21 protein-coding genes are annotated in these 24674 nt (G+C 64.7%); 4 read left to right on the top strand and 17 right to left on the bottom strand.

Features of this window, described 5'->3' with window-relative positions:
- The first annotated feature begins 2 nt into the window (after positions 1-2).
- The 3 genes from QCM77_RS02925 to QCM77_RS02935 all read left to right on the top strand — a co-directional run bounded on the left by QCM77_RS02925 (position 3) and on the right by QCM77_RS02935 (position 3280).
- Positions 3-1406 carry a capsular polysaccharide export protein, LipB/KpsS family gene (locus QCM77_RS02925; RefSeq protein WP_279681915.1) on the top strand — a complete coding sequence of 468 codons (1404 nt, stop codon included), beginning with the start codon at positions 3-5 and terminating at the stop codon, positions 1404-1406.
- 11 nt (positions 1407-1417) lie between these two features.
- Positions 1418-2167, top strand: coding sequence for a glycosyltransferase family 2 protein (locus QCM77_RS02930; RefSeq protein ID WP_279681917.1), 750 nt, complete (start codon positions 1418-1420; stop codon positions 2165-2167).
- A 150-nt stretch (positions 2168-2317) separates the two neighbouring features.
- Positions 2318-3280: a UDP-glucuronic acid decarboxylase family protein gene (locus QCM77_RS02935; RefSeq protein ID WP_279663030.1), complete on the top strand. Its 963-nt coding sequence runs from the start codon at positions 2318-2320 to the stop codon at positions 3278-3280.
- A gap of 94 nt (positions 3281-3374) precedes the next feature.
- On the opposite strand, the gene QCM77_RS02940 is transcribed toward QCM77_RS02935, so the two are convergent.
- The 8 genes from QCM77_RS02940 to QCM77_RS02975 form a co-directional block, all read right to left on the bottom strand.
- Positions 3375-4544 carry a hypothetical protein gene (locus QCM77_RS02940; protein ID WP_279681919.1) on the bottom strand — a complete coding sequence of 390 codons (1170 nt, stop codon included), beginning with the start codon at positions 4542-4544 and terminating at the stop codon, positions 3375-3377.
- A 294-nt stretch (positions 4545-4838) separates the two neighbouring features.
- Positions 4839-6014 (bottom strand): glycosyltransferase family 4 protein, encoded by a 1176-nt coding sequence (locus QCM77_RS02945; protein WP_279681920.1) that lies wholly within the window; start codon positions 6012-6014, stop codon positions 4839-4841.
- A complete protein-coding gene (locus tag QCM77_RS02950; protein WP_279681921.1) occupies positions 6007-6939 on the bottom strand; it encodes an NAD-dependent epimerase/dehydratase family protein in 933 nt (310 codons plus the stop codon). Before QCM77_RS02950 ends, QCM77_RS02945 begins: the two co-directional genes overlap by 8 nt.
- A 78-nt stretch (positions 6940-7017) precedes the next feature.
- A complete protein-coding gene (locus QCM77_RS02955) occupies positions 7018-7638 on the bottom strand; it encodes an acyltransferase (protein ID WP_279681923.1) in 621 nt (206 codons plus the stop codon).
- A 76-nt stretch (positions 7639-7714) separates the two neighbouring features.
- Positions 7715-8803, bottom strand: a complete 1089-nt coding sequence (locus tag QCM77_RS02960; protein ID WP_279681925.1) for a glycosyltransferase family protein — start codon at positions 8801-8803, stop codon at positions 7715-7717.
- 3 nt (positions 8804-8806) lie between these two features.
- On the bottom strand, positions 8807-10645 hold the full coding sequence (gene asnB / locus QCM77_RS02965; RefSeq protein WP_279681927.1) for an asparagine synthase (glutamine-hydrolyzing): 1839 nt from the start codon (positions 10643-10645) through the stop codon (positions 8807-8809).
- Between the two features lie 3 nt (positions 10646-10648).
- On the bottom strand, positions 10649-12202 hold the full coding sequence (locus QCM77_RS02970; protein ID WP_279681929.1) for a lipopolysaccharide biosynthesis protein: 1554 nt from the start codon (positions 12200-12202) through the stop codon (positions 10649-10651).
- Positions 12203-12430: 228 nt separating this feature from the next.
- Positions 12431-13069, bottom strand: a complete 639-nt coding sequence (locus QCM77_RS02975; RefSeq protein ID WP_279681931.1) for a hypothetical protein — start codon at positions 13067-13069, stop codon at positions 12431-12433.
- Positions 13070-13440: 371 nt separating this feature from the next.
- Between QCM77_RS02975 and QCM77_RS02980 the strand changes: the two genes are divergently transcribed.
- Positions 13441-16989, top strand: a complete 3549-nt coding sequence (locus tag QCM77_RS02980; protein ID WP_279681932.1) for an autotransporter outer membrane beta-barrel domain-containing protein — start codon at positions 13441-13443, stop codon at positions 16987-16989.
- Between the two features lie 27 nt (positions 16990-17016).
- On the opposite strand, the gene gspM is transcribed toward QCM77_RS02980, so the two are convergent.
- The 9 genes from gspM to QCM77_RS03025 all read right to left on the bottom strand — a co-directional run bounded on the left by gspM (position 17017) and on the right by QCM77_RS03025 (position 24540).
- Positions 17017-17610, bottom strand: a complete 594-nt coding sequence (gspM, locus tag QCM77_RS02985) for a type II secretion system protein GspM (protein ID WP_462804283.1) — start codon at positions 17608-17610, stop codon at positions 17017-17019.
- Positions 17607-18644, bottom strand: a complete 1038-nt coding sequence (locus tag QCM77_RS02990; RefSeq protein ID WP_279681934.1) for a PilN domain-containing protein — start codon at positions 18642-18644, stop codon at positions 17607-17609. Before QCM77_RS02990 ends, gspM begins: the two co-directional genes overlap by 4 nt.
- 1 nt (position 18645) lies before the next feature.
- The gene (locus QCM77_RS02995; RefSeq protein ID WP_279681936.1) at positions 18646-19560 is read right to left on the bottom strand and encodes a type II secretion system minor pseudopilin; all 915 of its coding nucleotides are present in this window, start codon (positions 19558-19560) and stop codon (positions 18646-18648) included.
- On the bottom strand, positions 19557-20261 hold the full coding sequence (locus QCM77_RS03000) for a general secretion pathway protein GspJ (RefSeq protein WP_279681938.1): 705 nt from the start codon (positions 20259-20261) through the stop codon (positions 19557-19559). Before QCM77_RS03000 ends, QCM77_RS02995 begins: the two co-directional genes overlap by 4 nt.
- Before the next feature lie 11 nt (positions 20262-20272).
- Positions 20273-20668 carry a PulJ/GspJ family protein gene (locus QCM77_RS03005; protein WP_279681940.1) on the bottom strand — a complete coding sequence of 132 codons (396 nt, stop codon included), beginning with the start codon at positions 20666-20668 and terminating at the stop codon, positions 20273-20275.
- Entirely contained in the window at positions 20646-21140 is a 495-nt protein-coding gene (locus QCM77_RS03010) for a prepilin-type N-terminal cleavage/methylation domain-containing protein (RefSeq protein WP_279681942.1), read from the bottom strand. Before QCM77_RS03010 ends, QCM77_RS03005 begins: the two co-directional genes overlap by 23 nt.
- Positions 21103-21558 (bottom strand): type II secretion system major pseudopilin GspG, encoded by a 456-nt coding sequence (gene gspG / locus QCM77_RS03015; RefSeq protein ID WP_279663014.1) that lies wholly within the window; start codon positions 21556-21558, stop codon positions 21103-21105. The genes QCM77_RS03010 and gspG overlap by 38 nt, the downstream gene beginning before the upstream one ends.
- 64 nt (positions 21559-21622) lie before the next feature.
- On the bottom strand, positions 21623-22834 hold the full coding sequence (locus tag QCM77_RS03020; RefSeq protein WP_279681944.1) for a type II secretion system F family protein: 1212 nt from the start codon (positions 22832-22834) through the stop codon (positions 21623-21625).
- A 5-nt stretch (positions 22835-22839) separates the two neighbouring features.
- Positions 22840-24540: a GspE/PulE family protein gene (locus tag QCM77_RS03025; protein WP_462804284.1), complete on the bottom strand. Its 1701-nt coding sequence runs from the start codon at positions 24538-24540 to the stop codon at positions 22840-22842.
- Positions 24541-24674 lie beyond the last annotated feature (134 nt).

The raw sequence follows: 24674 nt of genomic DNA on the forward strand, positions 1-24674 counted from the left end.
CCATGACCACATCTGCAAAGACCATTCTCATCACCACGCTTGCCGAATACCAGACCCGGTTCTGGATTCCGGTCGCGCAGCGGTTGCGCGCGGCAGGCCATGATGTCGAGTTGCTCGCCTTCGACGATCGCAGCGCCGAGATTTCGGCCGCTGCGGGCGTGCCGGTCACGAACATGTACCGCGACGGCCTCAAGGCCGGCCCTGCACCCGACAACCGCAAGGCGTTCGACGCGCGCGTTGCTGCCTACGGGCTCGACGGGACAAATTTCCTGTTTAGCCATGAGCGTTTCACTTTCGGCATCCGAGACACGGCTGCGTTGCGCTGGCGCTTCATGATCTATGCCAACGCCATGGAGGCGCTACTCGACCGGCTGGAGGCGCAAGGCACGCGCGTCGAGCTGGTGCAGGAGCTCGGCGGCTTTCTCTCCGTCATCGCGAGCTTCTACGCCGCAAGGCGCCGCAACATCCGCAACTGGTTCATCGAGCCGTCGTTCTTCCGCGGCCGGATGTATTTTACGCCCGACAGTCTCGCAGCTCCCGACGTGATGCCGGCGGCGGCAGACACGGTATCATCAGAGGTGCGCGCCTATCTGGACGACACGCTGACGCAGCGTGCGATCGTCATCCCCAAGAAGGACCAGCACCATTATTCGGCGGCCTTCAAGAAGGTCGTCAACCTGCGCAATGCCCATCGTCTTGCCGAAAAACTCTGGGACCAGTTCGCGCTCGGCAAGCACCAGGAGTTCGGGCACAATCTGCGCCACGCGCGTGTTCATGCGGCAATGGCGCTCAACGCGACGCGGCTGCGCAAGCTCTATCGCCCGCTCCCTGAGACGCCCTTCGTCTACTATCCCTTCCACGTCCCGGCCGACATGGCGCTGACGCTGCGCTCGCCGGATTATCTCGACCAGGTCGCCACCGTCGACTTCCTGCTGCGCACGATCCCGGATTCGCATGTGCTCGTGGTCAAGGAACATCCCGCCCAGATCGGCGCGATCGCGGCTTCGCGCCTGTTCGAGCTCGCGCGCCGGTTCGACAATTTCGTGCTGCTGCCGCCGCAGACCAACAATTACACCGTGCTCAATCGCGCTGACGCCGTCATCTCCGTCAACAGCAAGTCGGGCGCCGAAGCGCTGCTGCTCGGCAAGCCTGTCGTTGTGATGGGCGATGCGTTCTACCGATCCTGCCCGCTGGTATATGCGGTCGACCGACTGGCCGACGTGCCGGCGCGGCTGCGCGAAGCGCTCTCCGCCGGGCCGTTCGATCCGGCCAGGGGGGCGCCCTATTTCGAGTCTGCCTGGCGCCGGTCATATCCGGGCGAGCTTTATATCGGCGATCCCAATCTGCTCGACACGTTTGCGGCCTCCTTGCGCGCGGCAATCGCCGAGCCCGCCGGTACGAACTGAACGGACCCATCATGCCGCTCGTCTCGATCATCACACCGTCCTGGAACGTCGAAGGCCTGATCGAGGAGACGATCCGCTCGGTGCAGGACCAGACATTCGCCGATTGGGAGCTCTTGATCGCGGACGACTGCTCGACCGACGGGACGCCGGCGATCATCGCGGCGATCGGCGAGCGCGATCCCCGCGTCAAGCTGCTCCGGCAGGCCCAAAATGGCGGCCCGGCGCTCGCCCGCCAGGCCGCGATTGACGCCGCGCAGGGCCGCTATCTGGCCTTCCTCGACAGCGACGATCTGTGGCTGCCGGGGAAGCTCGAGCGCCAGCTCGCCTTCGCCCGGGAGAAGCAGGCCGCCCTCAGCTACACCGCGTTCCGCCGCATCGACGAGAGCAACACGGTCACGGGACGGCTGATCGAGGTGCCGGCCTCGCTCACCTATGGCCAGCTCCTGGAGAACACCGCGATCGCGACGCTGACCGCGATGGTCGACCGCGAGATCGTCGGTCCCATCGCGATGAAGAACGAGGGCTACGACGATTTCTGCCTGTGGCTCTCGATCCTCAAGCGCGGCCATACCGCATACGGCCTCAACGAGGACCTTGCGCGCTACCGCGTCAGGGGCTCGTCGGTCTCCAGCCGCCCGGCGCGCTCCGCCAAATGGGTCTGGCAGATCTACCGCAATGTCGAACGCCTCTCCGTGATCAGATCGGCCTGGTGCTTTGCCCATTGGGGTGCGCGCGCCTGGCTGAAACGGCGGGAATTCTAGCCAGCGCCCCCCCCCACAAAAATCGCGAAAACAACCCCATGCACAGTATAGGTATTTAGATACCTTGGACCAAGCCATTTGGCTATTGGCGAGTCCGGCCGTTGCCGATACCACTCAGCGCGCTCCGCCGCGGATAATCTGGAACCGATCATGCCGTTTGAAAGCTACAAGAACAGCCGCATCCTCGTGACCGGAGGCGCCGGCTTCATCGGATCGCACCTCTGCGAGAGGCTACTCGATACGGGGGCCGAGGTGGTGTCCGCCGACAATTACTTCACCGGCAGCCGGCGCAATATCGCCCATCTGATCGCAAATCCGCTGTTCGAGGCGGTCCGGCACGACGTCACCTTCCCGCTCTACATCGAGGTCGACGCGATCTTCAACCTGGCCTGCCCGGCCTCGCCGATCCACTACCAGCGCGATCCCGTACAGACCACCAAGACCTCGGTGCACGGCGCCATCAACATGCTCGGCCTCGCCAAGCGGCTCAAGGCGCGCATCTTCCAGGCCTCCACCAGCGAGGTCTATGGCGATCCGCTGATCCATCCCCAGACCGAGGACTATTGGGGCAACGTCAACCCGATCGGCATCCGCTCCTGCTACGACGAAGGCAAGCGCTGCGCCGAAACGCTGTTCTTCGACTATTGGCGCCAGCACGGCCTACCGATCAAGGTCGCGCGCATCTTCAACACCTACGGCCCACGCATGCAGCCCAATGACGGGCGCGTGGTGTCGTCCTTCATCGTCCAGGCACTCAAGGGCGAGCCGATCACCGTGTTCGGCGACGGCGGGCAGACCCGTTCGTTCTGCTATGTCGACGATCTCGTCGAGGCCATCATGCGGCTGATGGCGACCGGCGAGGACATCACCGGACCGATCAACATCGGCAACAATTCCGAGTTCACCATCCGCGAGCTCGCCGAGAAGGTGATCAAGCTCACCGGCTCGCGCTCGCAACTGATCTTCCAGCCGCTGCCGCAGGACGATCCGCGCCAGCGCCAGCCCGACCTGACCAAGGCAAGGGCCGCACTGGACTGGGAGCCGAAGGTCGCGCTCGAGGACGGGCTGAAGGAGACGATCGCCTATTTCAAGCGTACGCTTGAGCTGGCCTGATCCCGCTCACACCTTTCGTCGGCCGCAAGCGAGCGTCCGCAACGAGCGCACCACCAGGTCCGGATCTGGAGTTGATTTACGGCCGGGGCATCGGCTACGGGCCGGCGAGAGGATGCGGTTGACCGCTTATCTCGTGCCCATCATTCTGCGGCAGCCCAACCGCCCAGCCCATAAATCCAAACAGTAGCGCCGAGTTCGTCATCGAGCCGCTCATCAAAAACTCAATCCCGACGAATACCAGGCCAGCAAACACAAAGGACGCGGCGGCATCAGAGCGCGCACGCTTTGCTACCGACATCAAAGCCGAAATAAACGCAGCAGCCAAAAGCAGCGCTGCAGCAACACCAACCTCGACTGCGACTTGCAGTACAACGTTGTGCGGCTCCGTCTTATAGCAAGATTGTTGAGCGAACGTTCCGATACCTTGGCCGAGAAGACCAACCTTCGGCAACAGATTCAAGGCTTCCTTTGTGAGTATGATTCGAATCGCAAAGGTATCCTCGGTATCGCACGCCACGACCGGCTTCTGCGCGTTCTCCAGGACAAGCCCGATGATCTTGCCGGACATCGCGGGACGAGCAGCCAAACCAATGACAATGCTCAGACACACTACGCCGGCTACCGCAATCTGGCGCCGGCTGCCCATCCTGGCCGTCGCAACCAGCGTGAGAGCCAGGGCGATGAAAGGGTGCCGCACCATTGCTGCGGCAAACACGAACGCAGGCAAGGCGATCAATCCGCCGACAACACGCCATTGCAGCGACGATAAGTTCATCGAAAGGAAAGCAAAGACCAGGAAGCACCACGTCAGCGAAAACACGGTCGGACCTTCGTGGAAGCCCAGAACCAGCGGCTTGTACTCGCCGCTCCGGTCGTAAACCACCGCCCAAGCCGTCAACAGGGTCCCGACCAAAACGAGCGCTGCCGTGATGTAAGAGAAGCGCGAGAGATCAAAACGAGGACCCACGGCCCGGAACGCGGGATAGGCGGCCATCGAAAGGGCGAGCAGCGCATAGTCGCGATCATTCGTCGTTCGACCGTTGACCACAACCGACGCCACCATGAGCGCTGCCAATGCAGCGAACAAATAGTCTGCTGGTAGCGGACGAAATTTCCTCGATATGACGAGTAGCGGCGCGATCATGACAGCCGCTGTTATGGCTGCATGGCCCTTCGTGCCACTCATGCCATACAAGAGGATAAGGACTGAGTTAGTTGAGATCCAAACCGCTATGGCTGCGTTCGTCAACCAGGTCTTCGTCATCGGTTTGATCGCTGACACCCGATCGCCGCCGAGACGATCAATAAGCCTGTCGTTGTGACGAGAGGTGCAAAAAGCCCAATGGCATCGATATCAATCATGACTACAACTGAGCAAGCACCGACGCGTTACTGCGCGTATCTGCTAGCACTGCGGCATAAACTTGTAAATATCGTTGCCAAACCTCAACCGAGCAGGCCTGGATCGGCGCGAGTTCGTCGAGCACCGAAGGGTTCGGTCGCTCCGACAATCGTGGCCATGCGACCAGGCCGCGCGCATCCACGCTTCCAATCAGGCTTAGCCGCGCCGTGACGCCATCACATCCCGAGTCAGTCGGATGAAATCCGCAACGAACGCCTCTACGCGCTGCTCCAGGTTCGGCAACAAATCGCGGACGGTCGCAGGCCCGGCGGTTTGCACAACCTGCAACATCTGATCGGCCAGCGACTTCGAGTCCCGGATGCCGAAGTATCGCGCGCTGCCCTCGGTCTGTTCGCGATGGACATCGATGTCGGACAGGATCATCGGGACATCAAACGACTTTGCTTCTTCGACAGTCGTGCTCCACCCCTCGCACTCCGAAGGATTGATGAGAGCCATCGATGCGCGCAGGAGGGCGTAGACATGATCCAGTGGAATCATTCCGAGATGCCTGAAGTTCATCTCGAGACCGCGCGACCTGACGTCACTCATGGTCCTCTCGAAAAGGCCGGATTCACGGAAGTCCTGCGTGCTTCCGGATGCCGCGACGACGACGTCGAGCCCCCGGCATTTCAGCAGATCAAGCGCATCGACCACGATCTGGTGATTCTTATGCCGCCAGAACTGGTTTGGCAGGTAGAAATACCGTGGCGGAAGGCCATAATGTGCAGTCACCTCGAACGGCTGCGTGGCGAGCAGACTGACCGGAGGCTCCGTCGCAAACCGGACGACCGAAACGCCGTTCGAAATGCCCGGAAAAGACCTCCTGAGATCGCCGAGCGCGCTGGCGCTGCTCAGCATGATGTGCCGGCCGGACGCGATCTGAACCCGAAAGCCGAGATCGCGCCGCCAATATGCACTCCTGGAGAAGAGATGCGGGAGCAGGCGGTGCTGAAAATCCGGGAACCAGGCGATGGCCGGAAACGGAAGGCGCCAGCCAAAGAAGCGGGCGGACTCGAACACCATGTCGATTCGCCGCGCGCGGAACTCGGCCACTGCCGGTCCATCGCGCCCGAGCGCGAGCGCACCGAAGAGTCCCGTCCCGGAGCGATCGAACGCAGGCGATTGAATGAGCTCCACCGCCGGGATCCTGGCGAGCGCCGCGATCTCCTCGGGATCGTCCTTCGTTCCGGCGAACAGCACCGGTGTGACCGTCCCCGGACTGTACCGGTTCAGAACCTCGAATAGATTGCGCTGATAGTTGTGACCGCCCGCCCACAGGCGACGCGGGATGTTGGTGAATGCGATCCGCAGCGGCGCGCGCTCAGGCACGGGCCACGCTCCTGAACCATTCGACGTAGTCGGCGAGACCGCGTTCCAGCGGAAGGCGCCAATCGAAATTCATCTCGCGCAAGCGCCCGTCCTCCGCCAGCAGGCTCATTGGGTCGCCCGGCCGTGCCACGCCGGAGTAACGCACAACAGTATTGCTTCCCCAATTCCGGATCAGGCCGTCGGCGATGTCGGCCACGCTCGTCCCGCGCCCCGAGCCGCCATTGATCAGGCGAAAATCATCCCCGCGCACGTCCTCCGCAACCCGCACCAGCAAGCGGACGACGTCGCGAACGTCGGTCCAGTCCCTTATCTCGGCCCCAGTCCCTCCGAGATTGAGAGACCGTTCCTCGCTCTTCAGCCGCGAGCAGATGTCCCAGAGAAGTTGCTTGCGAAGGTCCGGACCATAGACCGAGAACAATCGCACGACGGTGCAGCGAAGGCCGAAGCTCTGGGCATAGCTCCGGCACAGCTGCTCCATCATCAGCTTATGATGGCCATAGGGCGACATCGGCGCCAGCGCCGCGCTTTCGGCAATCGGACCGGCATGGTCTGCGCCGTAGACCGCCGCGCTCGACGCAACCACCAGCTGGCTCTCGGGCGCAAAACTTCGGAGCCATTCGAGCAGACGGGCCGTGCTCGTCACGGTCCGCGAAAAATCCTCGAACGGGCGCGCGATCGACAGCCCGACCGACGATCCGCCAGCCAAATGGAAGACTTGCGACGGCAGGCCGTGCGAGGCGGCAAGCGCATTCAGATTGGCAGCGTCGACTTCACCATTGATCCATGTCTGCAAACCGAGAGCGCGCGCATCTGCCGGATCGAGCGCACCGTGACCGACGCCATGGACCGTATGGCCGACGCCCGCCAGCTCGCGAACGAGATGACGTCCGATGAATCCGTTCGCACCGGTAACCCACGTGGACATGATGCTACCTTGACTCCTGCCAACGAGACGCTCGCTTGGCTCGCAAGCACAATCCTATCGATATTGCCATACGCTCCCTCATCGCTCGTCCGGCGACAATTCCCTGACGATGGTCGCAGGATTGCCTGCTACGATGGAATATGCCGGAACATCCTTGGTGACCACAGCACCAGCGGCGACAATCCCACCCTCACCAATGGTCACGCCGCGCATAATCATGGCGCAAGCACCGATCCACGCATCATCGCAAATCTTGATCGGCCGGTCGTCGAGAGAAAGCTGCCTTGGGTGACCGGTACAGAAAATCTGCTTCACCTGTTCGTGCCGCTCGGAAGCACGGATGGGATGCGAGAGATTGTCGAATATGTTGACGGAATGCGAGATCAAAACACGATTCCCGATGTCGATCGACGCGCCTGACCAGATACGCGTGCCAACCCCGACATAGCACCATTCTCCGATGTTAATTTGACCGCCGTGACCGAGAACCATCAGTTCACCCCTGACGTGAGAATGGCTGCCAACTATAATCTTCTCGCTATTGCCGAGCGCATTCCTGATCCGCGCGCTACGGGCCAAGAATGAACCTCGATCCAAGCGGCAGGTCGCCCTCCCGATCAGGCGCTGGGCAATATAGTCTAAATTGATGCCATCGATGGCGTGTGCGCACCACCGCATGAGCGTGGAAAGGCTGGACATCAGCGCATCCTCTCATGTACCAAAATCCAAAGTGCTCGGATTCTCAATTGACACCTCCAACAGAGCGACTGCGCGGTCAAAGGCGCCCTACGACCTCGCCGAACAGTTCCCACTGCATGTCTTTGTGGTAAATGTCGCGGATGCGTGCCCGACCTAGCGCTGCGACCTCGGCCGATCTCGGCCAGTCCTGCAGACTCCGTGAGATCATTTCAGCAGCGTGCTCAGGGGAATCGTAAGTCTCGATCGTGATCCCAGCCTGCATGCCGTCAATATATCTTCCGGCGTCGGATACGAGCAATGCACCGCACCCCATCGACTCGAAGCAGCGCATGTTGCCGCGATCTTCGCCCGCCATATCGATCGAGCCATTGAGCGCGATCTTAGACGAACCAATCAGCTCGTAAAGCGCTCTCCCGAATACCGGCGGCCGGGCAATAGCTGCGATCGCATCAGGACGCCTGTGGTGTCGCAAGGGCAGCAATCGTCCGATTGCGCTCTCGGCGAGCTTGGTCAGACGCGACGCGTCAAGACAAAGCACAACATTATGACTGTCGGCTAGGCGCGCGACTCGCTCTAGCGTCTTTGCACGCTCACGATGATGTCGTGAATAACCACCGACGAAGACGACGTCGATCGGACGTTCTCCGTGGCCATATTCATCCATAACCGGATCATGCGCAGGGTAGAATAGCTCGGCCCGGCATCCCTTGCGGCGCCACATATCGAGCATCGAAGGAAAGTTTGCAAGCACGGCGCCATAGGCCGTGAAATCGGCATTTCCCGACGGCGCGGCACGCCAGCACAGCGCCTTCTTGACGCAACCCGGCAGCTTGGCAACGAATGCGCTCGGGTAGCGTACGGGATCGAGATTGTAGAACACCTCGGTGGCGTGGTGCTCGATCTGCGCGAGCAGGATGGCCTCGAGCGTCGGCTCCCCCGGCATGCCCTGCTCGCGCGCCCAGCGGCGCTGCAGGACCTCGTCATCCCCATTGGTGAAGAAGGCCTCCGGCGACCCATCGAGCACCGGTTTCAGAAAATGCGATGCACCGAAGCGATCGTTTAGAAACACCCGGCGTCGCTCTTCGAAGCTAACGGCCTTTGCCGCGAGCTGGTTCAATCGCGGCAGGTAGGATGGATAGAAACAGCTATTTTGGAACAGACGCATTGCTTATACGTACCTCGCCAACATCCATTTCATGTTCAGATACGGCCAGATCCGCCCGACCGACTCCCAATCCCAGGACTTCGACGCCGTCAAACGGCTGACCGCCGCGCGCAGACCCGCTTCATCCACCAGTTCCGCAAACGCCGGCACGTTCCTGTCCAGCAGGTCGGCCGTCCAGCCGGCCAGCGGTCCGTTCAACCATTCCGGCATCGGTGAATTGAAGCCGACCTTGCGGCGCGCGGTGCGAATGGACTCCGGCATCAGGTTGGCCATCGCCCGCCGGGCAACAGCCTTGGTATAGCCGTCTGACGACTTGCTGCTTTCGGGAAGCGCCATCGTGTAGGTCACCAGCCGCCAATCCATGAAGGGCATGCGGACTTCGACGCCGTGCGCCATCGAAAGGCGGTCGAAGTTGCGCAGGATGGTGGGCAGCACCGTGCTGTGAAACATCCGATAGAGGCGCTTGTTCAAGCCACCCCATTCACGCGGCAGCACATCGTCCTCCGCCGTCAGCGGGAGCTGGGCGGGAAGATCGCGCAGGCCGCCGCGCAGAAAATACACGCCCTTCCGCTTGAGGGCCAACGCACGCAGGACATCCACGCCGCGCCGCGCCAGTTTCGAACGCGAAGCGAGGTCTTCAGCCGCGTTCCGTATTCGGAATGCGCGTGCTTGTCCTTCCTGCAAATAGGCGCCCATCAACTCGTCCGCCCCGTGGCCGTCGAGTGACACCGTCACGCTGTTTCGCGTCAATTGCCGATAGAGCAGCCATATGGCGCTGGGCAACGCGATGTAGACGTCATCGAGGTCGTCGAGAATCTGATCGATATCCGTCAGCGCATCGGTCTGTCCGATTTCAAGAAAAGTAGGCGCGACATTGGCCCAGGCGGCGGCCTCCTCGGCCATCGGCCTCTCGTCGTTCGAGGCGCCGGGGAACGCCGCGACAAAGGCGTGACGCCATGCCGTGCTGTCACGCGGCCCCATGCCTTCCTTCTCGTGCGCCGCCATGGCGCAAATCACTGCCGACGAATCGAAGCCTCCGGACAGGCATGTTCCGATCGGCACATCGCTGCGCATGCGCAGGGCCACGGCATCCTGGAACAGCTCGCGAAAGCGCGCGACGCGTTCGGCTTCGGTGGCCGGCACGGGCGGTAGATGATCCACGGTCCGCCACCAGCGTTTGACACTGACCTTGCCCTGGCGAAGCCACATGCAGTGGCCGCCCTGCAGGCGGCGGACCTGCCGAAACAGGGTCCGCTCGCTTCCTTCGATCCCGAAGGCATCGAGCAGCAGCCGGCGCGCAACCTCCACGTCAACGGAAGTATCGATCAGTCCGCTCCGCACCAGCGCCCGCTGCTCGGAGGCGAAGATGAATCGTTCCGGCGACGCGGCATAGAGCAGCGGCTTGATGCCGAAGCGGTCGCGCGCAAGAAACAGCTCGCGGGTGCTGGTGTCGAAGATCGCCAAGGCCCACATGCCGTTGAAGCGGGGCAGCATGTCTTCCCGCCAGGCCTGCCAGGCGGCCAGGATCACTTCGGTATCGGATTGGCTGCGGAACACCGCGCCCTGCGCCTCGAGCTCGCGGCGAAGCTCGAGGAAGTTGTAGATCTCTCCGTTGAACACGATCACGTGGCGGCCGTCCGCAGACAGCATGGGCTGATAGCCGCCCTCGCCGGGATCGATGATCGCCAGGCGGCGGTGGCCGAATGCGAGGCTTCGGTTTGCGCTGAACCAGGTCCCCTCGCCGAACGGACCGCGATGCGCGATCAGGCCCGTCAGCCGCGAGATGTCGGCCGGTTCGACCGCATTGCCACCCAGATTTACGATGCCTGCGATTCCGCACATGTCCTAGACAGCCTTGACGGGCAAGAAGCGACCGACGATCGAACGAATATCTTGCCAGCAGGCCCTTCGATACGGACCCAATTGCGACGCGGCAACCGCGATCACGAGGATGACCGCGGCCGTCAGCGACGAGACAGCTCCCACCGACCACCAGGACGGCGCGGGCTGGAATGGCGCGCGGTCGAGACCGTATCGCACCGCCAGCGCCGTCGCGATCCCGATGCCAAGCGGCATCAGCACGCAATGCACGATGCGCGACCACATGCCGGCGAGGTCAAAACTACGGTGCAACAGGAAGACAATGGTCGCCATCTGCGCGATCATTCCGGCGCATGCGCTCCAGCCTGCGGCCTGCCATCCGAAGCGTGGCAATGCGATCGCGCTGGTAACGAGTGTGACGACACCGGTGATCAGGGCGACGAGCGCGTTGGAGCGCGACCGCCCGTGCGCCAGCAAGTAAAAGCCGAAGACGTTCGCGCTCGATCCGAGGATCCCGGCAATCGACAGTACGACGAGAACCCGTGCAGCCTCGGCTGCGACCTCGGCGCCGGTCCAAACATGCAGCAGCGGGCCAGCCACGGGGATCAATCCGCCCAGGGCACTTGCGGCCAGGACGTTGAGAATCCACGACGATCGGAACAGCAGATCGACCTTGCGATCCTCGCTCTCCCCTTGCAGCGTGCTGAAGAAGGGAAACAGGATCTCGCCGACCTTCAGGATACCGATGTAGGTCGCCTCCTGCAGGCGCTGCGCAACGCCGTAGAAGCCGACAAACTGCGGTTGCAGCAGCGCGCCAAGCAAATATCGATCGGCCTGCCCCGCAAGCAGCGCGCCGCCCTGTGCGGCAACTTGCCATCCGCCCAGCCGAACCAGCCTGCGGAGCGCCTCGCGATGCAATGCTGGAGGTGCCAGCCACTGACGCATTTGGCCGCGACACCAAGCCAGGGCCAGCAGCAGGCCGATCGCCAACCCCAGCGCCTGGCAACCCAGGAACGTCGATGCGTGTGGCGCGGCGGGGATCAGGAGGAGCATCGAAAGAGTCGAGATCACGGTGCTGACGATGCCGATCGAGGCGATCCGGCGATAGTCTTGCCGCGCGGTGAACAACGAAATGAAGACCGCCGATACACACTGGCACAGCCAGCCGATACCGGCCAGCGCGAAGGCCAGTGCGAGATCGTCGGCGGCGGGACCGGCCAGATGAAATCCGAGACGCGCAAGCGGAGCCCCGGCAACCAGAAGGAAAATGGCGATTGGCCCGCCCGCGCCGACCGCGAGCATGACCGCGGTCGCGAACAGGCGTCGCGCATCGTCGCGGTCGGCTGGCTCCAGTCGCTGTGCAAGCTCGCGCGACGTCGACAGTCCAAGCGCGTTGCTGAACACCAGTGCTGGCGCAATGCATGCGGTGACAAGACCCGCGACGCCGAATGCAGCGAGGCCGAGGTGAGTGATCACGAAAGGCAGGACGGCCAGGTTCAGCACCACGGCCACCAGGAAGGCCATCGCATTCCACGCCGAATTCCCCAGCAGATCGGGCGGTGTTTTTCTCAACGTCATGCCAGCCACCCGGCCATCACCTCACCAAGCCTTTGCCCCGCGCCGATCAGGGGTCCCCCTAGGCATCGCGAATTCGGGCTAGCAGTCAGTTCACGGAATGTCGATAGCCGGCAGGGACCGCAGCCGGCCCGGCTGGGCCGGACCCGTTCAACCGTTGTTTCAGGGCTCAACCCGAGGCTTGCCAGGACAGATCACGGACGCCTGCGGCGCGATCTCGGGAAGGCACGCTCAGAGTCCATCCGACTCGCCGTTCTTCGGCGTCGAGCGCGGCGCGAAAGGCGAGAACGCCGGATCGGCCGGGCCCGGCATCGTCGGCTTGCCACTGGCATCCGCAGGCGGGCCCGCGGGAGCGGCTGCGTCCGGCCGCTGGAGCGCCAGCACCTCGCTGCGCTCGCCCTGCTTGAGCGTCACCTCGCGTGGCTGCACCGAGGTCAGCGACCAGCCGCCGAGCGATTCGCCCTGCCGCAGACGCACGACCTTCTGATCGGTGCGGTTGACGAGAATCGCGATGGCGTCGCCCTCACCCACCACGGCTCCGACCAAAAATAGCGGCGGCAGCGCCTCGACCGCCTTGGGCGGCGGTGCGGAAATCTCTTCGACCGGCGATGCCGCGACCGCGCGGGGCGGCGGCCGGCGCATGGCCGAGAAGATCGGGCGCTCCTGGGTCGCGGTCAGGGCCGAGAGCGGCACCGACCACAGCGGATTGCCGCGAGGAACGGGCCTGGTGGGAGCCTGCTGCGCGGGCCGCGCGATCGGCCGCATCGTTCCAACGTCGACAATCTCGGCGGGGCTGCCCGCAGCATCGTCGGACAGGACATCCATCCGCGACGAGGTGGCGGCCCTGGTTCCGGCAGTGCCCAGAACCACGCACAGTACGGCCACTCCTGTCGGCCTCAACCACCCGACCATCGACATTCCCCTGCCACCACCGGCCGCGCGAACAAACGGCGAGGTACCCTACCAAACTAGTTCCTATCGGGAGCGTCATCAACCCACAGCGTCCTGCCGAACCCGACGGCACGCCCATTCTGTTCGGCACGTGTTGCAATGCATGAATATGTTGCCCGATGGCCACGATCGCCGAAAATGCAAGTCGGAACAGGCCGGAACCCGGCGCAGATGGATATCCGTTCATTGCGGCACGCTGCAACGCCATGAGATCATGACATGGCGCGGGGCTTGCCACGTGCCGCAATTGCACGCTTGCGATGATTTCTTTGCTGATTTGAGAAGACCGGATGGCTGGACCGACAAAGGCTGCTGGGCGGATCGGATACGGGCTGCGATCCGTCGTACGCCACTCCCTGGCGACCCTGCTGGCGACCACTGCGCTCGGCGTCGCCGCCGCGCACGCCCTGAACGGCGACTGGGTTGGCGGCAGCAGCGACTGGACGGATGGTACGAACTGGTCATCCAACCCGTTCGTGCCGGACGGAACCGCGACGTTCACCAACACCGGAAGCACGGCCGTCGACAACAACAACGGGGTCGTCGTCATCGGCACGATCCAGTTCGCCACCACCTCGCAGGCCTACTCGGTCACGGTCGGCAACCCGTTCATCGTCAACGGAACGGGCATCATCAACAATGACACGGGCCATACGCAGAACTTCGAAGTCACCTCCGGCAACAATCTGGTGTTCCAGAACAGCAGCACCGCGAGCGGCGGCGCCGGGGCGGTGACCATCACGAACGATGCCGGCGGCACCGTCAACTTCCTCCAGAACAGCACCGCTGGAACGGCAACCCTCGTCAACAACAACTTCGTCACGTTCGAGGATTCCAGCTCTGCCGGCAGCGCCCAGATCACCAACAACGCCAACGGCCAGATCGATTTCTTCACCAGCGCCTCGGCGGGCAGTGCCACGATCAACAACCTCGCATCGGCGACGCTGAACTTCCACAACACCACGACCGCCGCCACTTCGACCATCACCAACGACGGAACGGTGACGTTCGACGGCTCCAGCACGGGCGGCAGCGCGCGTTTCATTAACAACGCCGGGGGCACGGTCGATATTTCCGGCCTGACCAGCGGCGGGATGTCAGCAGGCTCGATCGAAGGCGCCGGCAACTTCGTGCTCGGCGCCAACACCCTCACCACCGGCAGCCTCAACACCTCGACCCAGGTCGACGGCGTGATCTCCGGCACCGGCGGCGGGCTGACCAAGGTCGGCACCGGCACGCTGACGCTGACCGGCGTCAACACCTACACGGGCGCCACCACGATTTCAGCCGGGACACTGGCGCTGTCCGGCTTCGTCAGCATCGCCTCGTCCAGTGTCGTCACGGTGAATGCGACCTTGGACATTTCGGCATCTTCTTTCTCCTCCATTGCCATCACAACGCTCGCCGGCAATTCCAGCGGTGTCGTGCAGATGGGCAGCAACGGGCTGGCCATCACCAATGGTTCGACCGAGTTCGCCGGCTCGATCCAGGGCAGCGGCGGCCTAGATGTTTTCGGTGGAACGCAGACGCTGTCCGGCGTGAACACCTACACTAACGCGACGCAGATCGATGCGGGTGCGACGCTGGCGATGAAGGGCAACGGATCGATCGCGAATTCGGCCGTCATCGTGTTCTTCGGTGCCAATGGCATATTCGACATCTCCCAGACCGCTGCCGGCACATCGGTTGCCGGACTCTCCTCATTATTTGGCGAAGGCATCGTCGCACTGGGATCGAAGACACTGACGATCACCAACGGCAGCTTCTTCGGCGGCGTGATCCAGGACGGCGGCATCGGCGGCGGCGCCGGCGGCAACCTGGCGATCGCAAACGGGGCCGTGCAGCAGTTCTACGGTACCAACACCTATACCGGCACTACGACCATCGCGAGCGGCGGCGAGCTCGATCTCATCAATTTCGGCGGCAGCGATGGCAGCATCGCGACCTCGAGCAATGTCATCGCCAACGGAATCTTCGACATCTCGGCCCTGAGCGCCGGTACCTCGATCAAGTCGCTGTCGGGCTCGGGCGCGGTCAATCTCGGCGCCAGCACCCTGACGATCACCAACGGAAACGGGACCTTCGCCGGTGTCATCGACGACGGCGGCGCTGGCGGCGGCCTGACGGTGGCTGGCGGCACGCAGACGCTGTCCGGTGCCAACACCTATAGCGGCGCCACCACCGTGAACGGCGGCACGCTGGTGGTGGACGGCTCGATCCTGAGCGCGAGCACCGTCAATGCCGGCGGCACGCTCGCAGGCTCCGGCACGGTCGGCAATGTCGCGGTCAACGGCGGTACGCTGGCGCCGGGCAGCGCCGTGAGCCCGTTCGGACCGCTGACCGTGAACGGCCCCCTCAGCTTCACCGCGGCCTCGACTTATCTGGTGCAGGTCTCCTCCACCAATGCCAGCCTTACCAACGTCCTTGGCGCAGCCACGCTCGGCAACGCAACGGTGAGTGCGAACTTCACCTCGGGTACAGTCCAGAAGCAGTACAAGATCCTGTCCGCGACCGGCACCCTCGGCGGCACCAGCTTCAATTCGACTGTCGTCTCCAACATGCCGACGCTCAACGCGACGCTGAGCTACGACACCAACAACGTGTTCCTCAACGTCAACGTCAACTTCGCGCAGGCGGGCGGCCTCAATGTCAACCAGCAGAACGTCGCCAACACGCTGACCAATTTCTTCAACTCGACCGGCGGCATTCCGGCAGCCTTCGCCGCACTGACGCCGGCGGGGCTGACGACCGCCTCGGGCGAGCTCGGTACCGGCGTGATCCAGTCCGCGATCAACGCCGACGGGCAGTTCCTCAATTTGATGCTCGACCCGACCGTCATCGGCCGCTCGGGCGGTTTCGCCAAGGCGGGCAGCGTCGCGCAATTCGCCGAGAGCGACGACGCGGCCGCCTATGCATCCATGCGTCCGGCCAACGCGCGCGAGCGCGAGGCCTATGCAATGGCGACCAAGGCGCCGCTGCTCTCCTCGCAGCCGGCCAGCCGCTGGAGCCTCTGGACTGCCGGCTATGGCGGCTCGGCACAAGTCGGCGGCAATGCGCCGGTCGGCTCGCAGGACCTGACCGCGCGGGTCTGGGGCGGCGCGGCCGGCGCCGACTACAGGATCTCGGTGGACACGCTGGTCGGCTTCGCGCTCGGCGGCGGTGGACTGAGCTACTCGCTCGCCAATGCGATGGGCTCGGGCTCAGCCGACCTGTTCCAGGCCGGCGTCTATGGCCGGCACAATTTCGGACCGGCCTATGTCTCGGCCGCGCTTGCCTATGGCTGGCATGACGTCACCACCAACCGCACCGTGGCGCCCGCCGGCTTCGACCAGCTGCAGGGCCGCTTCAAGGCCGACACCTTCTCGGCCCGCTTCGAGGGCGGCTACCGCTTCGCGACGCCGATGATCGGCCTCACGCCCTATGCGGCGGCGCAGGTGACGAACTTCAATCTGCCCAACTACTCCGAAGTCAGCCTCAATGGCGGCGGCCTGTTCGCGCTGAATTACGCCTCGCAATCGCTGACCGACACCCGTTCCGAGCTCGGCCTGCGCACCGACAAGTCGTACGCGATGCAGAACGGCGTATTGACGCTGCGCGGCCGCGCCGCCTGGGCGCACGACTACAATCCGAGCCGCGCCGTCACCGCGCTGTTCCAGACCCTGCCGGGCACCAGCTTCGTCGTGAACGGCGCCCGGGTCGATGCCGACTCCGCGCTCGTCAGCGCCAGCGCCGAGATGAAATGGCTGAGCGGCTTCTCGATCGCCGGCACCTTCGACGGCGAGTTCTCCGGCAACGTCACCAGCTATTCCGGCAAGGGCGTGTTCAAGTACGCTTGGTGAGTCGACGTGGCGGGTTGACGAGGCCGCCTACTTCCCCGCCTGCCATTGGCCGGAGACTCCCAAAATCACCCTGACGCGGCCGGCGCCGGCATCACTCAGCGCCGTGGTCTGCGGCACCTGGACGTCGAGCTGATCGATGAACAGAAACGGCATGCCGGCTTCGAGGTCGTAGAGCAGCTTCTGGAGCGCGGGCTGCTCCAGCTCGCAGCTGACGACGAGCCCGACGAAACCGTCCTTGGTCTGCGCGCCGGAGACGTCGACCTGCGAGGACTGGACCGAGCCGCCGACATCGGCGACCGCGGCGGCAACCCGCTGCAACAGATTGGCGCCCGCGACCGTTACCGTCGGCCCTTCCAGGAACGGCGTGCCGGGATGCTCGGCCGATAGAGCTGCGGCGTTCTTGGCGCCGCTCTTGCGGCCGCGCAGCTGGTCGAGCAGGTCGGAGGTCTGCGCCAGCGCCTGGCGATGGGCGATGATTTCGGCGATCGACAGCCCCGCCATCAGCAACAGCCCGCCTGCGATCGCGAGATAGAGCGTGACCGCGATCAGGGGCGAGCCGGCGAGCGCCCGCCCAACCGCATTTCCGCTTGCGACCTTGGCGCTGCTCACGATCTTGTTCATGGCGCGTTCCTCGGTTCGATCTGCGCCTCGATGTGGAAGCGTTCGCCGGGATCGGACGGGCTACGTGTCGTCGGGGCGTAGAAGGTCGCGCGGGTGAAATGCTGGGACTGCTCGATCAACGGGATCAGCGAGGGCGCATCGCGGGTGATGCCGCCGATCTGGACCTTGTTGCCGGCCAGATGCAGCTCGGTGACATAGGTGTGGTCCGGCAACAGCCGGCTCAGCGATTCCAGCACGATCACGCTCGCCGGCGTCTCGTACTTTCGGCGCTCGAGCAGCGCGAGCGGCGAGCGCTCGCCGCCGTCGCTGCCGCGAAGCGCGGCGCGACGCTGGGTGATCTGCCGTTCGAGCTCGCTCTCCTGCGCGCTGAGGCTGTCGGCCAGGTAGCTTGCTGCGACCGATCCGATCACCGCGGCGACCGCAGCGAGAGCCAGCACCGCTTGCAACGTCCGGCTCAGCCGCACGGGGTCGATCGCGCCGCGCGATCTTTGCTCGAACACCTTGATGCGCCCGCCCTCGGGCGTCTCCGTCGCGATCGCGATCGCGGTCGGATGGAAGGGCGACACCGCCTCGACATAGCTCATCGCCAACCTGCGCGGTGCCGCCGCGATCTCCGTGGAGATGCTCTCGCTGCCATGCGCCACCGGAACGCTGCAACCGAATACGGCTTCGCTCGCGCTCCAGGGCGTCAGCCGGTCGATCTGCGCCCGCACGATGCCGTCCAGGAAATCGGCCGCGCGCGCCGGCAGCTCCAATGGACGGAACAGGAAACGCGTCGGCCGCAGCACGATCTCGATGCGGCTGCCGCGGACGATCTGCGCGAGATCGGCACCAATGAACTTGCCGTCCTCGAACGCGATTTCCTTCGGGACGTTCTCCGACTTCGCCGCATCCAGCGCGAACACACCGCTCTCGGTCTCGACCAGCCGCACCACGCGCGGCGATACCATCCGCTCCAGGCCGGCAACGACCGTGCCGGCCACGGTGCCGGTCCATGCATCGATAATGGCGCGAAGGGAATTGAGCGAACTCATCTCACAGAGACTTTCCGGCGGAGCCGTCGTAGGCGTTGTGCCACGACAATACACGATACGGCTCATCGCCGCTTTCGAGAAGCAGGATGACGATCTCGGCCGAGCTCCGCCGATGCGACGGCGCCTCGACCGCGACCGTCAGGCGGTACGCCTTCGAGCCCTCGACCGTCGCGTTGGTGGCGCCGGCGAGCCCGATCAGGGATTTCGGATCGACGTTGGGATCGGCGCGGTCGCGCAGCACCTGTTGCAGCATCTCGGGCGCCATGCCCGGCAGGGCCGCCACCACCTGCGGCGCGGCGTCGAGCACGTTCACGGTCCGCATGTTGCTGAACACGGTGACGAAGGGCAGCGCGCGTTCCACGACGGCGCCCGGAATGCCGTGCACCAGCCAGAGCTCGTCGCTGTGCGGAAACGGTGCGTGGCGCGGCAGATAGGACGCGCCGAGCGTGCGGTAGTAGGAATCCTCCGGATTGTCCTGGCCGGGCTCCGTCGACGAGCGCCAGGCGAGGATCCGGTCGGCATAAACCGGCGCGTCCGCCGCTGGGACGCCGAGCGCCATCATCAGCCCTGCGAGCATCGGCTTCGGCGCCATGTTGAGATCGATGCGCGCGGCCTCCGACCGGAAGGTGACGCTGACACGTCCGGCGCCGACGCGGGCATTGAAGGTGCCGCTGGTCGCACGCGTGGCCTCGTTCTGCGCCGTCAGCCGGTAGGCCGCGAGTTCGAGCCCGGCGTTCACCAGCGCATCCGCCTGCAACCGGTCGGCGTTGACGGCGACCGTGACCGCAGTGTTGGTGACATAAGTCAGGTAGATCAGCGCGAGCGCAGCCAGCGCCGCCAGCATCCAGAGCACTACAACGACGATGAAGCCGCGGCCGTCACAAAGCCTCGCACGGTCTTGCCTCGCTCGGCTCACAGCTGCTTCTCCTCTTTCTCCGCCTGTTGCGGCCGCGTGCGCGCCGTCACGCAGGTCGTCGGATTCTTCGCCCGCGCACATTCGGCCGGGGCCGTGATGTGCGGGGTCACCGCGCCTGAGACCGAGAGGACCTGGCCGGTGGCACTGTTGCGTACCGTGATGCGAATGCGATCCGGCAGCTGCGCCTGGCCGCGCCAGGTCGGCAGCCACTGACCATCCGGCCCGGCATAGGCGAAGCTCACGCGGAACGGCGCGCGGATCAGCACGACCTGGTCGACGAAGCGGATCTGCCCGTCGGTCGGCATCGGCTGGAACGGCGCGCGCTCGCGCACCAGCGCAAGCCCCTGAGCGTCGGCCTTCTCGATCAGGCGGATGAATTCGAGCCCCGGACGCGCGCTCGGGCCGAGCGCCGTGCGCAGGAAGGTCACCGACAATTCGGCGCCGTCGAACAGCGGCGCCCTGGCATCGCTGTTGACCGTCATCTGCTCGGCGACCGACAGGTCGGCGACGATGCGGTCGAGGCCGGTTGCGAGACGCTCCGCCCGCTGCACGCGCGCCATGCCGCGATTCCAGTTCGGCAGCCATTGCGCCGTCACGGTCGCCAGTGTCCCCAGGATGACGGTCATCAGCAGCGTTGCGAGCAACACTTCGAGCAGGGTGAAGCCTGCTTCGTCTGCCAGCGCGCGGCGCAGGCGCTTCATTGCCAGGCCCTTCACTGCGAAGCCCTCGGCACCAGCTTCACCGTGGTGATCTGAATCGCGCTGCCGTCGGCGCGCTGGAGGCGCAGATTGACGGCCAACGGCACGAAGCGGTCGGTGGCGGGATCGCCGCCCGCCACGTTCATCGGCGCGACGTCGACGCGCCAGCGGCTGCCGGCCAGTTCGCCGCTCTGCCGGCCGGGTTTCAGCAAGGAGCGCGCCGGCAGGTCCGCAAGCAGGGTCTCGGCAGTGCCGGCGAGAGCCAGATGCTGATCGATCGCCCGCGTGCCTTTCACCGTGGTGGCGATGACCGAGCCGATCGTCCCGAGCACGACCGCGATGATCGCGAGCGCGACCAGCGCCTCGATCAGGGTGAAGCCGGCGGCGTCAGAGCAGCTTCTGCGGGACAATCTCGACGCCTCCGGTCAACCAGTTGACGCGCACCTCATAGCCCATGCCCGGGCGTGCCAGCGCGATCACCCCGCCGCACGACATGCCCGACGGAAAGAAATCGATCGACCGCCCCGTGGCGCGGTCGGCACAGCGCGAGGCCAGCATCGCCTGCACGACCACGTCGCCCGGCAGGCGGATGGTCCGACCGGTGACGCCGGAACGGATCGCGCGCGCCTCCGCATCCACCTGGGTTGCCACCCTGACCTCCCGGCGCAGTGCCGCGTTGCGATCGGCCTTCAGCAGCGCGGCGATCTCGACCGCGTAGCTTTCCAACTTCGCCCGCGTCGTCGTGCGCGGAACCGCCGGCAGGATGATCGCCGCGAGCAGGCCGATGATCGCGAGCACGCACAGGATCTCGATCAGCGCGAAGCCGCGCGCATCGCAGATGTCCTCAGCGCGCGCCGCTGACAATGTCGGCTGCCGTTCCACTGCCGCCTTCCTGACCATCCGATCCGAGCGAGACGATCTCGTAGGGTGTGCTCGCGCCCGGCGAGCGATAGACATAGATGTGCCCCCAGGGATCGCTCGGCACCACGCCGCCGCGCAAATAAGGCCCGTTCCAGCCGGCCTGGCTGGTATTGCGGGTCAGCGCCGCGAGACCTTCATTGGATGTCGGATAGCGCCCGAGATCGAGATAATAGAGATCGAGCGCGCTGGAAAAACTCTCGATCTGGATCTTCGCCGCCTTCGCCTTGGACTCGCTGAGATAGTTCAGGACTCGCGGGCCGACCAGCGCCATGATCATTCCGATGATGGTGATGACGACCAGCATCTCGACGAGGGTGAAGCCCGCCTCCCCACGGCCTGCGCGCCGCCGGCCGCGCCTCAACGATGGATGTTTGGTCACTTCAAGCCTCTCCCGTTACCTAACAATACTCGGCCTAACAATACCTGGCCCAACAATCCCTGGCCTAACCGACAATCTGGCTCACCGACATCAGCGCCGTCATTACCGACGTGATCAGGCCGCCGACCACCAGCGAGATCGCGATGATCGCCGCCGGTCCCGCGATCCCGACGGCGCGGTCCAGCGTGCGCTGCAACTTGACCTCGTAGAACTCCGCGACGCGTCCGGACAGCATCGGCAATTGTCCGGTCTCGTCGCCGAGCCGAAGCATGCGCACCGCCATCGCCGGCAGCGCCTCCGTCTCGGCCAACGCGTCGGAGAGTTTTGAACCATGCCGAACGCGGTCGGCGGCATCGCTCCAGACCGCGGACGGGCCGGTCGTCGCCATCATGTCGATCAGGATGCGCAGCGTGGTGGTGAGATTGACGCCGCTGCCGAGCAGCAGGCCGAGATTGCGGCAGAACAGCGCGGTGCGGTAGGCGCGCATCACGTTGCGGATCGCCGGCAGCCGCGTGATCGCATTGGTGAGGCCGCGGCGGACACGCTCCTGCCGCAGCAGGAGCCACGCAGCTGCGATGGTGGCCGCAAGCCCGGCCAGCACCGCATCGGAATTGCCGCGCAGGAACGTCGAGATGTTGAGGAAGATTCCGACGATCGGATCGACCTTGGCGCCGAAATCCTGCAACACGCTGGCGAACTGCGGCAGCACGAAGGTGAGGAAGAACAGCAGCACGCAGCCGGCCGCGCCGAGCACGAACAGCGGGTAGCGGATCGCATCCGACAGCCGGCGCCGCAAGGCCTCGCTGCGCGCGCGTTCGCCGGCCAGCACTTCCAGAACCTGGTCCAGCGAGCCGGAGGCCTCACCGACCCGCACCAGCGCGATATACATCGGCGGAAACAGCCCTTCGTGCCGCGCCAGCGCCTCGGCAAAGCTCTCGCCCGAGACGACGCGCGAACGGATGTCGGCAACGACCGGGCGCAGCCGGCCGAGATCGGGATCGGCCGCGAGCAGCTCCAATCCGTCGTTGATGCGGGCGCCGGCGCGCAACAACAGCGCGAGATCGCGGGTGAGGATGGTGACGTCTTCCGGCTTCGGCCTGTTGAACAGGCTGAACACACTGCCGGTCGCACCGCCCTCCTCCGGCGTGACGTTGTCGACCAGCACCAGGCCAAGCCGCTCGATCCGCTGCGCGACGTCGCCGGGCGCGGGCGCGGCGATGGCGCCGGAGACCAGTTCGCCGTTGGCATTGAGCGCGCGGTAACGATAATTCGGCATGATTTCTAACGCACTGTCGTGACGCGGAAGACCTCGGGCACCGTCGTCATCCCGACCCGGCATTTGGCGACCGCGTCCTCCAGCATCGTCGTCATGCCGCCGCGCATCGCGGCGGCATCGATCGAGTGGGAGTCGGTCTGCGGGCCGATCAGCGTGCGCACCTCGTCGGACATTTCGAGGATCTCGAACACGCCGTTGCGGCCGCGATAGCCGGTGCCGCCGCAGCGTTCGCAGCCGCCGGCCTCGTGCACGACCTCGCCGCACTTGAAACCGATCACCGCAAAGCGCGGATCCCTGGCAAGATCGGCCTCGGTCAGCGCGTGCGGCACCTTGCAACGATCGCAGAGCACGCGCACCAGGCGCTGCGCCACCACGGCGCGCAGCGTGGACTTCAGCAGGAATCCCTCGATGCCGAGATCGATTAGGCGCGGCACGGCCGCCGCGGCCGTCTCGGTGTGCAACGTCGTCAGCACGAGATGGCCGGTCAGCGCCGCGTGGATCGCGATATGCGCGGTCTCGGCGTCGCGGACCTCGCCAACCATGATCACGTCGGGGTCCTGGCGCACGAAGGCGCGCATCGCCGAGGCAAACGTCAGCCCGATCGACGGCTTGACCTGGGACTGGTTGATGCCGGCGATTTCGTACTCGACGGGATCCTCGATGGTAAGAATTTTGCGCGTCGGCTCGTTGAGGATCGACAGCATCGTCGCAAGCGTCGTGGTCTTGCCGCTGCCGGTCGGGCCGGTGACCACGATCATGCCGTGCGGCATCGCGAGCAGCCGCGTCATCGCGCTCTCGTCGCGCGCGGCGAGCCCGAGCTTGCTCATCTCCAGCAGGCCGCGGTCGCGCGGCAACAGGCGGATGACGGCGCTCTCGCCATGCTGCGTCGGCATGGTCGCGACGCGGACGTCGAGCTCGCTTCGCCCGACCCGCACGCGCGCCGCGCCGTCCTGCGGCAGACGCCGCTCGGCGATGTTAAGGCTGGCGAGAATCTTGATGCGCGAGATCAGCGCCTGCGGCGGGATGCCGTGCGGCGACGGCAGCGCGCGTAGCAAACCGTCGACGCGCATGCGCACCACGAGCCCGGCACGGAACGGCTCGACGTGAATGTCGCTGGCACGCAAGTCCACCGCGCGCTCCAGGAGATCGTTGAGCGCGCGCACCACCGGCGCGCCGCTGGCGAGATCGCGCAGGCTCTCGATGTCGTCGTCGGACTGCTGCGCAACGATCCTGCCGCTTCGATCGGCATTTGCATCGTCGGCCTCGGCCCGTTGATCGAGGACCGTCGTAATGTCTTCATATGACGCCACGACGACGTCGACCGACGTTCCGAACACGATCTCGGCGGCGCGAATGGCCGCCGTGTCGGAGGGGTCGGCAACAGCCAGCCGAAAAAAATCATTCGAGGCACTGAAGGGGAAGATGGTGGATTCGCGCAGAAAGCGGCGCGAAAAGCCGTCGAGGCGAGGCGTGGCCGCGAGCAGCTGCGGAAGGCTCAGCCGCGGCAGGCCGAAATGATCGGACACTTCATCGGCGAACTCGGCTGCGGAAAGATCGGTGGCCTCCCACAATTCGCGCAAAGGGCGCGTGATCGCCGGATTGGCTGATTTGTCGGCATGAGATTGGGCATGGGCATGCGCCCGCGGCGGCAGTGAGTATTTTTCCAGGAGGTGCTGCCGGAAGCTATCTGCGGAGCGGTCGCGCATTGCATTCACAGCGTTGACCTTGTTACCTGAATGCAACAACTTCGGCGGGTTAAGGAAGGCCCTTTGCCCTTGACTTATTACTTAGCAAAAACATAATCGTGGCGCAAATTATTGCGCGTCCGAACCAAGGGGGA

The organism is Bradyrhizobium nivariense, assembly GCF_029846695.2.
Taxonomy (GTDB): Bacteria; Pseudomonadota; Alphaproteobacteria; order Rhizobiales; family Xanthobacteraceae; genus Bradyrhizobium.

Bases quoted from the DNA above. Each gene is read 5' to 3' on its own strand.
- QCM77_RS02925 (WP_279681915.1), top strand. From the start codon at position 3: ATGACCACATCTGCAAAGACCATTCTCATCACCACGCTTGCCGAATAC.
- QCM77_RS02930 (WP_279681917.1), top strand. From the start codon at position 1,418: ATGCCGCTCGTCTCGATCATCACACCGTCCTGGAACGTCGAAGGCCTG.
- QCM77_RS02935 (WP_279663030.1), top strand. From the start codon at position 2,318: ATGCCGTTTGAAAGCTACAAGAACAGCCGCATCCTCGTGACCGGAGGC.
- QCM77_RS02940 (WP_279681919.1), bottom strand. From the start codon at position 4,544: ATGACGAAGACCTGGTTGACGAACGCAGCCATAGCGGTTTGGATCTCA.
- QCM77_RS02950 (WP_279681921.1), bottom strand. From the start codon at position 6,939: ATGTCCACGTGGGTTACCGGTGCGAACGGATTCATCGGACGTCATCTC.
- QCM77_RS02955 (WP_279681923.1), bottom strand. From the start codon at position 7,638: ATGTCCAGCCTTTCCACGCTCATGCGGTGGTGCGCACACGCCATCGAT.
- QCM77_RS02960 (WP_279681925.1), bottom strand. From the start codon at position 8,803: ATGCGTCTGTTCCAAAATAGCTGTTTCTATCCATCCTACCTGCCGCGA.
- asnB (WP_279681927.1), bottom strand. From the start codon at position 10,645: ATGTGCGGAATCGCAGGCATCGTAAATCTGGGTGGCAATGCGGTCGAA.
- QCM77_RS02970 (WP_279681929.1), bottom strand. From the start codon at position 12,202: ATGACGTTGAGAAAAACACCGCCCGATCTGCTGGGGAATTCGGCGTGG.
- QCM77_RS02980 (WP_279681932.1), top strand. From the start codon at position 13,441: ATGGCTGGACCGACAAAGGCTGCTGGGCGGATCGGATACGGGCTGCGA.
- gspM (WP_462804283.1), bottom strand. From the start codon at position 17,610: ATGAACAAGATCGTGAGCAGCGCCAAGGTCGCAAGCGGAAATGCGGTT.
- QCM77_RS02990 (WP_279681934.1), bottom strand. From the start codon at position 18,644: ATGAGTTCGCTCAATTCCCTTCGCGCCATTATCGATGCATGGACCGGC.
- QCM77_RS03000 (WP_279681938.1), bottom strand. From the start codon at position 20,261: ATGAAGCGCCTGCGCCGCGCGCTGGCAGACGAAGCAGGCTTCACCCTG.
- QCM77_RS03020 (WP_279681944.1), bottom strand. From the start codon at position 22,834: ATGCCGAATTATCGTTACCGCGCGCTCAATGCCAACGGCGAACTGGTC.
- QCM77_RS03025 (WP_462804284.1), bottom strand. From the start codon at position 24,540: ATGCGCGACCGCTCCGCAGATAGCTTCCGGCAGCACCTCCTGGAAAAA.